This window comes from Bradyrhizobium sp. U87765 SZCCT0048 (assembly GCF_018131225.1).
In the GTDB taxonomy this organism is placed as follows: Bacteria; Pseudomonadota; Alphaproteobacteria; order Rhizobiales; family Xanthobacteraceae; genus Bradyrhizobium_A.
Genome location: NZ_JAFCMM010000001.1, coordinates 897,895 through 909,842, shown reverse-complemented (window position 1 = coordinate 909,842; position 11,948 = coordinate 897,895). Strand labels below are relative to the sequence as shown.

Genomic DNA, 11,948 nt, shown 5'->3' with positions numbered 1-11,948 from the left:
TCCATTAAGGGAACGATCCGGGCGAGCGAAGGGGCGTTGAGTGAGCATCCAGGGTAATTCACGGCGACATTCGATTTTGAAATCCAAGCAAGCGCTTAAAATGGCCCGATCGGCCCACGCTTATGTCCGCGGAAGCACGGTAAAGTTCTATGAGTGGCTTCAAGAGCAAAAGCGTGGTGCTTTGCCCGAAGGGCCGGCAGTGTGGATCTGTGGCGATTGCCATGCCGGCAATCTGGGGCCGCTGGCGGATGCTGATGGGAAAGTTCGTGTTCAGATACGCGATCTCGATCAGGCGGTGATAGGCAATCCCTCGCACGACCTCATCCGTCTCGCACTGTCGCTGACGATGGCGTCGCGGGGATCAAATCTGCCGGGTATAACCGCGGCCAAAATGATGGAGTCCATGATCGAGGGCTACACAGAGGCGTTGCGCTGGGAAGAAGATTTGCGCGATATGCCGAATACGATCGGCCTGGTGATGCGTCAATCGACACGCCGGACCTGGAAGCAGCTGGCAAAAGAGCGCATCCGGGACACCAAACCAAAAATCCCGATTGGAAAAAAGTTTTTCGCCATATCGCAGGATGAAAGGAAGGCAATCGAAAGATTGTTCGGTCACGATGCGCTGCGCGGTCTGGCCTCTAAACTCAAGTCGCGCGATAACAACGGCGACATCGAGATAGCCGATGCTGCTTACTGGCTGAAGGGGTGCAGCTCGCTTGGCCTGTTGAGGTACGCGGTGTTGGTTAAGGTCGGTTCGGGCGGTTCGGCAACTTACGCTCTTATGGACATTAAAGAAGCCACAGCTGCATCGGCACCGCGGTACAAAAATGTTCGCATGCCACGATCGAACGGCGAGCGGGTCGTAGAAGGGGCGCAGCATCTTTCGCCAAATCTTGGCGAACGAATGGTCGCCGCTGAACTCGGCGGCAGGTCAATCTTCGTCAGAGAGTTGTTACCCCAGGATTTGAAATTCGACTTCGATTCGATGGCGAGGAATGAAGCCGGAGATGTTGCCAAGTATTTGGCGACGGTTGTCGGGATCGCTCACGGACGTCAAATGGACAAGGCCGAGCGAGCGGCCTGGTTGCGGACACTTGCCTCATCCAGAGCAAAGTCGCTGGACGCCCCAAGCTGGCTTTGGAACAGCGTTGTTTCGCTAGTCGCTTCTCATGAGGCCGCCTATCTTGAACACTGTCGTCGCTACGCGATGGCCGCGTAGCTGGCGCCCGATTCTTGATGACCGTCGCACTGGCATTCGTCGGCGGAACGATCGCCCTGCTATTCCAATCCTCGTTGATGCCACGCATAGTATCGCGCGTGCCCGCGATCGCGGGCCGGGCTCTCGTGAACCGGGCCGCTTCGCGTCTCGGCCTGGCGGCTTCGATCCCTCGCGCGCCTCAGGCTGTCGAAGCACACGTCGACGATGCGCGTGACCTGATTGTCTACTTTGAATCCTAGATACTCAAATGCAGCTGTGGTTCATCGTCCGGTTCGGTCTGCAGGGAGGACAGCGAAACACCCAGGAGGCGCACCGCCTTTGGGAAGGGCATGGCACTATCCAGGAGGCCGATCGTCAGTCGTGAAAGATCGTGGTCGTTCGTGACAGCCGACATCACAGATCGGCTTCGCGTGATCGTCTCAAAGTCGGAGAACTTTACTTTCAGCGTCACGGTGCGGCCCCGCGCGCCGGTGCTCTTGCAATGGCGCCAGACCTTCTCGATGAGTGGCGCCAGTTCCGCGATCATGGCTTCGCGTTCGCTCAGGTCAGACGAAAACGTGTTCTCGGCGCCGATCGATTTGCGGATGCGATTGGCGCGGACGGGGCGTTCGTCGACGCCGCGCGAGATCCAGTAATAGTAGGGGCCAGCCTTGCCAAAATTGGCGCTGAGAAACGCAAGGCTCTGGCCGCGCAGGTGGAGGCCGGTGAAGATGCCCAGCGCATTCATCTTTGCGGTCGTGGCCGGCCCGATGCCATGGAATTTGCCGATCGGCAGCGTTTCCACAAAGGCCGGACCCATCTCCGGCGAAATCACGTACTGTCCATTGGGCTTGCGGTGGTCCGAGGCCAGCTTTGCCAGGAACTTGTTGTAGCTGATCCCTGCCGAGGCATTGAGGCCGGTCTCGGCCTTGATCTTCTCGCGGATGCGGAGCGCGATGTCTCGTCCCAGCGGAATGCCCTGCAGGTTCTCGGTGACGTCGAGGTAGGCTTCGTCCAGCGACAGCGGCTCGATGACGGGCGTGTGCTCGGCGAAGATCTCGCGGATCTGGCGGCTGATCGCCTTGTAGATCTCGAAGCGCGGCCTCACGAAGATCAGGTCGGGACACAGCCGCTTCGCGGTGATCGATGGCATGGCCGATCGAACGCCGAATGCGCGGGCCTCATAGCTTGCGGCAGCGACGACGCCACGCTCAGCCGAGCCGCCGACCGCGACCGGCTTGCCGCGGAGCTCCGGATAATCGCGCTGCTCCACGGAGGCGTAGAATGCATCCATGTCGATATGGATGATCTTGCGATGGGGCGGCGGGACGGGGCTCGGTGGTTCGGATGGGAGCATGCGCGGATTATACAGGGCCTCGCGACAGGCGTCGCGGTGGGGGCGCCGCGCGCAGGGGATGTTTCACGCCGTTGTCATCCCGGCGGCTCCAGCCGTGGCCGAGCCGGCGGGCAGCTTTGCGGCGCCTCTGTCAGACCGGCGGTCTCGGGCGCACCATCGGCTACACCGCGGCGAACCTGCCGGCCAGCGTCACCCTCGGCGCGCGGACGGTCGCATTCAGCTACGATCCGGACGGCGATCGCTTCATGCAGACCGCGCCGGAGGGAACGACGCTGTATGTCGGCGCCTTCGGTGTGCAGGTCGAGCTCGTCGGTGCAAGTCAGTGGAATGAATACCTCGTCGTCGGCGGCACAATGGTCGGCGCGCGGTTCGTGACGCCGGCGAACGGAACGGTCTGGACACGCTATTTCCTGAAGGATCACCTCGGTTCGGTTTCGATCCTGACGGATGAGACAGGTGCGGTCGTCGAACGCGGGTCCTATGACGCCTGGGGCAAGCGGCGCGCGCCCGGCGGGTCCGACGATCCGTCCGGCAGCCTTGTGAGCCAGACCACGCGCGGATTCACGAGCCAGGAGCATCTCGCCGAAGTGGGCCTGATCCACTTCAACGCGCGGCTCTATGATCCGACGGTGGCGCGGTTCACCAGCGCCGACAGCCTGGTGCCGCATCCCGGGGACGCGCAGAGCTTCAATCGCTATTCCTATGTCCGCAACCTGCCGCTGTCGGCGGTGGATCCGAGCGGGCACTCGGATCTGCCGGCAATTGTCGTCCCTGAGCCCTCACGGCTTCCGCCTATCGTTGTTCCGGGATCTGGCTGGGGAAGTGGCGGGGTCTTCATTCCCGGAAGTGGCGGTTCCGGTGTCGACTTCGGCTCGATTACATTCCCTGGTATCAATCTTCCGAACATTCCGGGAATGCCTAGCTTCCCGGCGGGCACGTCTATTCAATATGTTCAGTTCGTCTATGCGATCCGGGGTAACCGTCCGGTTGAGCGGTGGGGGAGCTTTGCTCGCGGCAACGGAATGACTTGGTTTGCTCCGTCGGTTACTGCGCCAGCTCCAGCGAGCCAGCAGCCTGCTTCTCCCCCCGTAGCTGCAGGGTTTGCCCTAGGCTCACCGGCTTATGAATATTCGATGGGAGCGTTGCAAACTCTCGGAAGGTGGGCAGGTGAATGCCTTGAGATGTGTGGTGGCATCTCCTACTTCACCGGTTCAAACGGACTCCGTGCCGGCGTTGCCACGCTTTTGGATCTGTGCGGCAATTTTTGTCAAGCTGATGTCCACGTGGCGGTTGGGGATCCGGCAGGCGCGCTACCTCTCGGGGTAGTTGGTCTCTATGCCCGTTTTGGGCGGAGCGCGGCATTCGCTGGTAACGGGGCAAAACTTGAAAATCTGACGGCTGGCGAGATCATGCGAATACAGAATGCAGCTAATCGAACCCAGACAGAGATTACCGTAGTAGGAAGCCGTGCTAAAGGAACTGCACAGTCTCATTCCGATTGGGATTATGTGCTTCCACCCGGTACGAAGGGCAGAACACAACACAGTCTAAGCAGTTCTCTTCCAGAGGGACCGCGTGCTATAGGTGAGCCGCGTAATCAAGATTTTTTCCGAGGAGAGATCCGTCCAAATGAGTCCTTCATTACCTTTAGACCTGAACCGAGGTAGCTTCAAATGAGCCACGACGTGGAGTTGTTGAGTCGTCCCGTCAATTTTGCGGTCGTTAAGCTTGCGGCTCGCAGCTATCCGGGAGTTGTTTTTCAGGGAGATACTCTTAATGGGCTCGTTCAGCAGTTGATGCTCATGTCCGAGCTGTTGGTGAGGAGAGAACTCGAAGAGCTGTCGGATGAGATAAAGTATATGCATGAACAGTTATCCGAAGCGTTGGTGTACTATGAGGTGGTCTGCGCGCAACACAGTATCGGTCTTCCGTATGCAAAGTCGGGAGAATAAGCCGGTGCGACCGGCCTAGCGCTTCTACTGGCGGCAGCTACGACTGAGTTCGTATTCATGGAAGCGGTGGCAAGAGAGATGCTTGACGAGCCAGACTGAGGTCAAGAACGAGATCGCCACGCAGAACTTCGACGAGCTGGAACTTGTGGAATCGGCAAGCTCACGTCCTCGGAGATTACGGCTGGGCAGGGCGCCGGCTATGAACGTACCCTGACTTATGACGCCCAGACGCGGCCCGTGCGGGTTGCGGAAACCATTGCCGGAGCGGTACACTTTCTCGGAGGGCCACGACGCGACAGGCGGATGAACGCGGTGACGTATCCGTCGCGTGCACCGCGTTCGGCGACGTTAGCGAACTGACCAGAGCGAAGCAGTCTTACTAGGAGGTGACCGCGGCTGACGCCGAAATGCGGATCACCCAGCAGGTAGCCGGAAATCTACGCGGCAACGAGTTGGAAACCGGGCTGTTAGCGTCGGGAATCTTGTGGACTAGAGCTTTTATGGCTGCGCACAGGAGGCCCGGTCGCCCAGCAGCATTTTGAAGATTTTCGGAAGTCACCCGATCTAAGTGCTTTGCTGTTGCGATTACTTGCATTGGCATCAGATCGTCAATCGAAGTACTGCACCGTTGCGATAGACGAGAGTATCAATTTTATCGTCAGGTCGCCGCGTGACCTTTCCATCGATCGTCTCTTATTTTCGATAGTGATGTGCTCGATCCTCGAGCAAGCTGAGGGCATTCACGCCGTCCCTGGCGCTGCAGCTGAGGTTGCGACTCTAGAGGCGCCTCGTGATCGAGGCGAGGTCTCGCTGGTACGGCCTTCTCGGTACCGACGTCGGTGATGGCACACTGCTCAACTGCCAATGCCCAGAAGAATTTCGACACCTAAAACGAACGATAAAATTATCTTCGGGAGCATTTTCCGGCCGGCAGTTTTTATCATATGAGCAACGTGAACGCACCTTAGGGAATTCGTCGGGCTATCAGCCTGTTCGCGGCACTGGCCAGGAGAGCGCGCGGCCGGCCGCCCACGCACATTGCTGGAAAGTCGGATCAGGAACAGACCCATTTCAGCAGTGAGTGTGATGCCGCGGATATCGTCGCGAATGAACGGGGCGTCCATCCGTGCGCCAACGAAGCCGATCAGCAGCAGTGTATCGAGGATCCTATCGAAAACTCGCTCGGACGGTCTCGGATATTCGTGCGCGGGTATGGATGGCAGCAAGGCGCATGAAGGCGCCGAGGTGCAACATTCGTCTGGCGCTCATGGTCGCGCTTCCTTCATCAGGGAAAGGCGGCCGATGGCCGCCTGTTGCAGACGATATGTCGCCCCGCAGGAATACGGACTAGCTAAGCGATATAGTTATATTCTATGCTGGATCGGGATTGATGAAGCGGCACGTGCGCGAGTGACTGGCCCTCGCGGATCGATTGTCGGTAAGCTGTCGGAGCTTTCGGTTGGACGTCGCGCAACTCAAGATATTCTCCCGCGTGGCCCGACTGAGCAGCTTCTCGGGCGCCGCGCGCGAGCTTTCGATTTCGCAGTCCCAAGCGTCACGAGCCGTAGCTGAGCTCGAAGCAGAGCTTGGCGTCGCGCTGCTGGCGCGCACGACCCGGGCCGTGGTCGCCACCGAAGCGGGTGCGGAGTATCTCGCAAGGATCGAGCCCGTCCTGGACCAGCTCGACGAAGCCGAGCAGAGCGTGAGGCAGGGGGAATTGCGAGGGACATTGAGGGTTGGGATGCCGACCAGTGCGGGAGCGCGTGAGATCATCCCGCGCATTCCTGGCTTCGCGGAGCTGCACCCCAGGCTCGAGCTTCAGATCATCATGGGCGACCAACATCAGGACCTGGTGCGCGAAGCGGTAGACGTGGCCATCCGTATCGGGAGCTTGCCGGATTCAAGCGCGACGGCGCGACTGCTTACGGCATATCCCCGCGTCATCGTGGCTGCGCCATCCTATCTCGATCGGTTCGGCCGCCCCACCAGCCCCGCCGAGCTTCGCGACCATCGGATCGTCGCAGGTCCTTCAGGAGGCGTCAGCACGGCCTGGACCTTCCTGCGCGCAGGCCAATCCGAAGTGGCGGAAGTCGCGAAGGCGAGCGCGCTTTTCAGCGACAATGAGGGCACGGTCTCCGCCGCAACGGCGGGCATGGGCATCGCCTCGATCGGATACTGGTCCTGTCGCAGCGAACTGAGCGACGGACGTCTGGTCCGCCTGCTACCCGACTGGGACACCGTTCCGACCAAGGTTTATGCCTATTTCCCGCTCGGCAAAGCCACGCGCTTCGCTGCCCGGGCGTTCATAGACTTTCTGGCCGCCCAACTTGATGCGGAGCGTCATAGTTCCGCTTCGGCATAAGACGGATCCAGTTTACCGCCATACGGCTGCCGAGGGGCGCGATAACCTGCCGATTGGGTGGGCGGCGCTGAGCTCAGCTTGCGGTCCTCCCGCCATTGACGCGGATAATCTGGCCCGTGATGTAGCTCGCTTTGTCGGAGGCTACGAACAGAATGACTTCGGCGATCTCCTCAGGTCGGCCTCCACGCCGCATCGGAATGGTGGAATAGAACGGCGTCTTTCCCTCCGGGGTATCCGTCAGCCGGTCGAGCATGGCCGTTTCCGTCGGCCCCGGCGCGATCGCGTTGACGCGAACGCCGTAGGCCGCGGCCTCGATCGCCGCCGACTTCGTAATCCCCTCCACGGCATGCTTGCTGCCAACATAGAGCGCCATGTTTCCGGCTCCCCGCTCTCCCATCGTCGAGGATATGTTGATGATGCTCCCGGACTTCTGCTGCTGCATGACGCGCAGCTCGTGCTTCATGCTGATGAGAGTCCCGCGGACGTTGGTGTCGAAGACCGACGCGTAGCTTTCGAGCGTCTGTTCGGTCACCGGACCGGGCGTGCCCTCGGTGCCGGCATTGTTCACCGCGACGTCGAGGCGACCGAAGCGTTCGACGGTGCGTTCGACCGCCTGCCGGATCTCGTCTTCGTTCTGCACGTCGGCCTTCGCGAAATCCGCCTCTGCACCAAGTTGATAGAGTTCGTGCACCAAAGCTTCGCCGACAGCGGGCATTCGGCCAGAGACGACGAGATGCGCGCCTTCACGCGCGAACGCCAGGGCCGTGGCACGGCCGATGCCCGCCAGGGCGCCGGTGATCAGGACGACGGGTCTGTCCATTGTCATTCTCCTCATGACGTGGTCGCGGAACGGGCGGCGAAGAGCCGGTGCCCTGCCTGCCGCGCCCTCAACCCGCCGCTCGGAATGCTGAAGTAGTACGCTTCTCCCTTGAAGGGGCAATAGCTGCTGTGGTCGGTCCGCTTGAGCGCTTCGTCGGCCGCGGACCCATAGTGGACGAGAACCTGCGCGCCGGCCTCGGCGAGCGCGATGGCGGTCGCGCGACCAATGCCACGTGATCCGCCGGTGACGAGTGCGGTTTTGCCGTTGCTGGCGAACATGATCGATCTCCCTGGGAATAGCGCTCCCCGTCGCCGTGGCGACGGGGAGGCTGGCTGACGGACTTAGGCGTCGAGGAAGAGCGTCGCGTGGATCACGAACAGCTCGGGATACTGGTTATGCGGCCCGTGGCTGGAGTCCGGATAGACGATGAGCTGGGCGTTCGGCAGGTGCTGCTGGAGCGTGAAGCCGTTGATCGTGGGGATGATCAGGTCGTTGCTGCCATCAACCACGAGCGTCGGCTGCTGGATACCTGCAAGATAGTCCCAGACTCCGTCACTTTTCTCGTTCGAGCTGACGATCGCGGCATACTGCGCCGTCGCCGCGGCCTCGCTGACTTCCGGGACGCGATCCTGACGGCGGTGCTTGCGTTCGAGATACTTCAGGCCAGCTGCATGGCCCGTCGCGTTGGGCAGGAAATGAGCGGCGATCCACAGGTGCTCGGGCGGATCGTAGCTGGCCGAAAAGATCTCCCCGGACTTGCTGGCTGCGGTGTCGGCGCCGCGCGGCCCGGTGCCTACGAGGATCAGTTTGCGCACCAGATCCGGCGCCTGCACGGCGATCTCCTGCGCGACCTTACCGCCGATCGAGTATCCGAGCACGTCGGTCTTGCTAAACCCGAGCGCCTTGATGAAGGCGATAGCGTCCGTTGCCATGCCGGCGATCGTGTTCGGGGTCGTGCCCGAGCTGGCACCGATACCGGCATTGTCGAACAGGATCACTTCGCGGGTTTGGGCCAGACCGTCGGTCATGGCGGGATCCCAATGGTCCATGGTGCCGCGGAAATGGATGGTCATAACGATGGGGACGCCGCCCGTCTTGCCGAAGCGGCGGTAGGCGAAACGGATACCGTTGGCCTCGACATACTGGGTCGGGGCGGTGTCATGCGAGTAAGTCATGATATTCTCCTTCTGTTCGAGTGGTTTGCGATGTTGTCGTTCGGGTTCAGCGCAGCCCGCCGCCTGCGATGATCCGTTCGCCGGTGAGCCAGCGCGCGTCGTCCGATGCGACGAAGGCGACGACATCGGCGATGTCCTGCGGCTGGCCGAGCCGACCGAGCGGCGTCTGGGCGACGATGCCGGCCTCGAAGTCGGTCGCGAGCATGCCCGCGCTGTGCGTGCCGTCCGTCTCGGTAAGGCTCGGGTTCACCGAATTGACGCGGATTTTGCGGGGGCCAAGCTCTTTGGCCAACACGCCGGTAATGACGTCGACCGCGCCCTTGCTGGCCGTGTAGACCGAAGTCGCAGGCGGCGTGATCGCGGTCACACCAGAACCGATGTTGATGATGCTCGCGCCTTCACCCATGTGCTTGGCGGCAGCCTGGGTGACCAGCAGCAAGCCAAGGACGTTGATGTCGAACATCCGGTGGAAGTCAGCCTCGCTGACCGCTTCCAGCGGTGCGAACGAGTAGACGCCCGAATTGTTGACGAGAATGTCGAGCTTGCCATAGGCGTTGATGGCTGCATTGACGATGCCCTGCGCCTCTACCGCTTTCGAGACGTCCCCCTGAACGGCGACGGCCTTGCCGCCGGCTGCAATGATGGCTGCAACCACGGTGTCCGCGTCGGACTTACTCGACGCATAGTTGACGACGACTGACGCGCCCTGGGCCGCCAGTGCCTTGGCCGTGGCGGCGCCGATGCCCTTGGAGGCGCCGGTGACGATCGCGATCTTGCCTGCAAGCTTGGTCATGAGAGATGCTCCTTTGATTTCGATGGCCGTTCGAGGATGGCGCTCATCGCCGCTCCGGCTGCCTCGTTGACGGGGATATGCGCTGGTTCCGGCTCCGGAATTAGTCAGCCAAAACGGCTATCATCTATCCAGATCCGGGATGAATGAGCTGTCGGCGGGGCCGATGGGGACAGCCTTTACGAGGCGCCTCGCAAACCGAGATGTTCAGCCAGGAAGGCAATCGTACGGCCGTTCGCCAGCGCCGCCGCCTGAGCATCGTAGTGGAGCCCGGTGTGGCGGGCGAAGGCGTGGTTCTGACCGGGATAGCTGTAGATGGTCGCGCCGGGCACGTCGGCCAAGGCACCCTTGATCTGCCTCTGCGCCTCCTTGCCGATGAACTCGTCTTCCTCCGCCAAGTGCATCAGGATCGGTGTCGAGATGCCGATCGCCTTGTCGAGGTACTTCTCCGTGTCACCACCGTGATAGGCGACGGTAGCATCCGGGTCGTGATGGGCGGCGGAAAGAAAGGCCATCAGGCCGCCCAGGCAGAAGCCCATCACCCCGACCTTGCCGCTTCCGCCCTCCAGACGCCTCGCGGCGCGGATCGTAGCGACAATGTCCCGGATGCCGGCATCGCGGTCATAGGCCATATAGAGGGCAAGGCCCTTCTTCCATTCGGCTGCCGACCAGCTGTTGAGGTCGACGCCGCGCTCCTGCCGCCAGAACAGGTCGGGGGCGATCGCGACGAAGCCCACCTCCGCTAATTCCCGGCATGTCGTCCTGATGTCCTCGTTGACGCCGAACACCTCGTGCAGGATGATGACGACGGGCGCCGGGATCGCGGCGGGTCTCGCAACATAGGCAGAGAATTCGCCGCCTTCAGTTGCTATGGTGATTGTCTGCTCCATGCTGCGCTCCGTTGCTTCGTTGAGCGCAATTTGAAGCTTTTCTGCCATTCCCACGATGGAGGGATGTGACAAAGATGGGCGTCAAAACTGTCAAAGCAGCACTGCCGCGACTCGAGGTGGCGCTTGCGCACGACGCCGGCACCGCCAAGGGAGGCTTGTTCGGGCTCACCGACCTGTTCACGTACGCCAACGACTTCGCAGCCAAGCGTCAAGGAGCCGGAGAGGTGCCGCCGGTGCGGATCACGCATTGGCTGGGCAATGACCACGACGGGACCGTTTCTTGCAGCTTTGATAGCTGCCCGGGCTCGCCTCATGCTCCTGGCGTCGTCATCGTCGCGAACAATCACCGCAGCATTTTCGAGCCGGAACATGAAAGCCCGCTCCCGGACTGGCTTCGCGCCAGGCACGCCGACGGCGCTGTCCTCGCCGCGGTTTGCGGCGGGGTCTTTATGCTCGCGAGGACCGGCCTTCTGTCGGGACGCCAGGCCACCACCCATTGGTCATTCGCGGATGACTTCAAGGCCAGATTTCCTGATGTTCTGATGGAATCGGAACATATGGTCATCGACTATGGCGATGTCGTCACGGCCGGCGGCGCAATGGCGTGGGCGGATCTCGGGCTGCGCCTCACCGAGCGTTTCTTCGGCGCCGGCGTAATGCACGACACAGCGCATTTCATGAACGTCGATCCGCCCGGTCGGGAACAGCGCTTCTACAGCGGCTTCGAGCCTCGGACGAAGCATGGCGATGCGGCCATACTCAAGGCGCAGCAATGGCTCGCCGCCCATAGGGATCGGGCGGCGAGCGTCGCCGATCTCGCAGGGCATGCGGGACTCGAGCAGCGCACCTTTCTGCGGCGGTTTGTGAAGGCAACGAGCATGAAGCCGACCGAATATCAGCAGCGCCTGCGTATCAGCCGTGCGCGTGAGTTGCTCGAGTTCACGCGATCCCCGGTTGACGCTGTCGCCGAAAGCGTCGGCTATATGGACGTCAGAGGTTTTCGCCGCGTATTTCAGTCAATCATAGGCCTTACGCCCTCCGCATACCGCCAGCGTTTTTCGCCACCCGAACACCGAGCGCTGTAAGGAGCTGTCTCCGGCATCCTCCGGGGTCGACGACTGCTTTCGCCAGAACGGAACATTCCCAGGGATCATGTGAACGACCGGCTCTGGTCGAACCGTCCGAGCCGGTGACTGAAGATCGCCGGCAATGATTTTAGCACAGCCTTGGGGGCTCTCCGCAGAAGGGGCGACCGAGACGTAAAGCTCGGTCGCAGGGGACGGTTTTGCCGCCCACAGGTCTCCGTCGGCGCATGAAGACGAAAGATTCAAAGCGCGTGAGCTGCCTGCCATGGCATTTCCAGTGTCGCGCGACGCGAAACGCCCCTTTGGGGAGCGGCTG

At 61.4% G+C, this 11,948-nt stretch carries 12 protein-coding genes; 6 read left to right on the top strand and 6 right to left on the bottom strand.

Features of this window, described 5'->3' with window-relative positions:
* Positions 1-40 precede the first annotated feature (40 nt).
* Complete coding sequence (locus tag JQ639_RS03935) at positions 41-1,222, top strand: DUF2252 family protein (protein WP_349644738.1); 1,182 nt, start codon at positions 41-43, stop codon at positions 1,220-1,222.
* Between the two features lie 17 nt (positions 1,223-1,239).
* On the top strand, positions 1,240-1,461 hold the full coding sequence (locus JQ639_RS03930; RefSeq protein ID WP_211969309.1) for a hypothetical protein: 222 nt from the start codon (positions 1,240-1,242) through the stop codon (positions 1,459-1,461).
* Here JQ639_RS03930 and dinB read toward each other — a convergent pair.
* Entirely contained in the window at positions 1,458-2,558 is a 1,101-nt protein-coding gene (gene dinB, locus JQ639_RS03925) for a DNA polymerase IV (protein WP_211969310.1), read from the bottom strand. The genes JQ639_RS03930 and dinB overlap by 4 nt on opposite strands.
* Positions 2,559-2,674: 116 nt before the next feature.
* Between dinB and JQ639_RS03920 the strand changes: the two genes are divergently transcribed.
* The 3 genes from JQ639_RS03920 (at position 2,675) to JQ639_RS03910 (ending at position 6,872) form a co-directional block, all read left to right on the top strand.
* A complete protein-coding gene (locus JQ639_RS03920) occupies positions 2,675-4,225 on the top strand; it encodes an RHS repeat domain-containing protein (RefSeq protein WP_211969311.1) in 1,551 nt (516 codons plus the stop codon).
* A gap of 6 nt (positions 4,226-4,231) precedes the next feature.
* The gene (locus JQ639_RS03915; protein WP_211969312.1) at positions 4,232-4,510 is read left to right on the top strand and encodes a DUF6959 family protein; all 279 of its coding nucleotides are present in this window, start codon (positions 4,232-4,234) and stop codon (positions 4,508-4,510) included.
* Between the two features lie 1,459 nt (positions 4,511-5,969).
* A complete protein-coding gene (locus JQ639_RS03910; protein WP_211969313.1) occupies positions 5,970-6,872 on the top strand; it encodes a LysR family transcriptional regulator in 903 nt (300 codons plus the stop codon).
* A 73-nt stretch (positions 6,873-6,945) separates the two neighbouring features.
* On the opposite strand, the gene JQ639_RS03905 is transcribed toward JQ639_RS03910, so the two are convergent.
* The 5 genes from JQ639_RS03905 to JQ639_RS03885 all read right to left on the bottom strand — a co-directional run bounded on the left by JQ639_RS03905 (position 6,946) and on the right by JQ639_RS03885 (position 10,547).
* On the bottom strand, positions 6,946-7,692 hold the full coding sequence (locus JQ639_RS03905) for an SDR family NAD(P)-dependent oxidoreductase (RefSeq protein ID WP_211969314.1): 747 nt from the start codon (positions 7,690-7,692) through the stop codon (positions 6,946-6,948).
* An 11-nt stretch (positions 7,693-7,703) separates the two neighbouring features.
* On the bottom strand, positions 7,704-7,970 hold the full coding sequence (locus JQ639_RS35490; protein ID WP_256443080.1) for an SDR family NAD(P)-dependent oxidoreductase: 267 nt from the start codon (positions 7,968-7,970) through the stop codon (positions 7,704-7,706).
* Between the two features lie 63 nt (positions 7,971-8,033).
* A complete protein-coding gene (locus JQ639_RS03895; protein ID WP_211969315.1) occupies positions 8,034-8,867 on the bottom strand; it encodes an alpha/beta fold hydrolase in 834 nt (277 codons plus the stop codon).
* 46 nt (positions 8,868-8,913) lie between these two features.
* Positions 8,914-9,660: a glucose 1-dehydrogenase gene (locus JQ639_RS03890; protein ID WP_211969316.1), complete on the bottom strand. Its 747-nt coding sequence runs from the start codon at positions 9,658-9,660 to the stop codon at positions 8,914-8,916.
* A 176-nt stretch (positions 9,661-9,836) separates the two neighbouring features.
* Positions 9,837-10,547 carry a dienelactone hydrolase family protein gene (locus JQ639_RS03885; protein ID WP_211969317.1) on the bottom strand — a complete coding sequence of 237 codons (711 nt, stop codon included), beginning with the start codon at positions 10,545-10,547 and terminating at the stop codon, positions 9,837-9,839.
* Positions 10,548-10,621: 74 nt separating this feature from the next.
* Here JQ639_RS03885 and JQ639_RS03880 point away from each other — a divergent pair, with 74 nt between their 5' ends.
* Positions 10,622-11,632 (top strand): GlxA family transcriptional regulator, encoded by a 1,011-nt coding sequence (locus JQ639_RS03880; protein ID WP_211969318.1) that lies wholly within the window; start codon positions 10,622-10,624, stop codon positions 11,630-11,632.
* Positions 11,633-11,948 lie beyond the last annotated feature (316 nt).

Coding starts and splice junctions, on each gene's coding strand:
- JQ639_RS03930 (WP_211969309.1), top strand. CDS start 1,240: ATGACCGTCGCACTGGCATTCGTCGGCGGAACGATCGCCCTGCTATTC.
- dinB (WP_211969310.1), bottom strand. CDS start 2,558: ATGCTCCCATCCGAACCACCGAGCCCCGTCCCGCCGCCCCATCGCAAG.
- JQ639_RS03915 (WP_211969312.1), top strand. CDS start 4,232: ATGAGCCACGACGTGGAGTTGTTGAGTCGTCCCGTCAATTTTGCGGTC.
- JQ639_RS03905 (WP_211969314.1), bottom strand. CDS start 7,692: ATGGACAGACCCGTCGTCCTGATCACCGGCGCCCTGGCGGGCATCGGC.
- JQ639_RS35490 (WP_256443080.1), bottom strand. CDS start 7,970: ATGTTCGCCAGCAACGGCAAAACCGCACTCGTCACCGGCGGATCACGT.
- JQ639_RS03895 (WP_211969315.1), bottom strand. CDS start 8,867: ATGACTTACTCGCATGACACCGCCCCGACCCAGTATGTCGAGGCCAAC.
- JQ639_RS03890 (WP_211969316.1), bottom strand. CDS start 9,660: ATGACCAAGCTTGCAGGCAAGATCGCGATCGTCACCGGCGCCTCCAAG.
- JQ639_RS03885 (WP_211969317.1), bottom strand. CDS start 10,547: ATGGAGCAGACAATCACCATAGCAACTGAAGGCGGCGAATTCTCTGCC.
- JQ639_RS03880 (WP_211969318.1), top strand. CDS start 10,622: ATGGGCGTCAAAACTGTCAAAGCAGCACTGCCGCGACTCGAGGTGGCG.